This window comes from Coprococcus sp. AM97-35 (genome assembly GCF_027697525.1).
In the GTDB taxonomy this organism is placed as follows: Bacteria; Bacillota; Clostridia; order Lachnospirales; family Lachnospiraceae; genus Allocoprococcus; species Allocoprococcus comes.
The window spans coordinates 1-259 of record NZ_JAQESL010000051.1 but is presented as its reverse complement, the minus strand read 5'-3'; the positions used below and the strand labels follow the sequence as shown (position 1 = coordinate 259).

The 259-nt window shown below is 40.9% G+C and carries 1 pseudogene; it reads left to right on the top strand.

Annotated features, from left to right (window positions below):
* Positions 1 to 20: 20 nt before the first annotated feature.
* Positions 21 to 259 (top strand): annotated as a pseudogene (locus PG840_RS16300) (RumMC family radical SAM sactipeptide maturase); the annotation flags it as partial.

Here is a 259-nt window from a genome sequence, read left to right as displayed (position 1 = left end):
CATACAGAAATATCTGGGAGATGATAGAAACAGAGCATATCCTGCAGATTTCACCGGATTTAAAGTTTGTAAAGGAAACAGACGAAACATTAAGGGATTTGCTACGGTATGATCTGCAGCAGGTTATCCTGGAGCTGACAGAACAGTGTAATATGAGATGCCGGTATTGTATTTATAATGAACATAATGAAGGATACCGGAATTTTTCGCCAAAAGCTATGACCTGGGAAGTGGCCAAACGTGCTGTGGAGTATGCAAG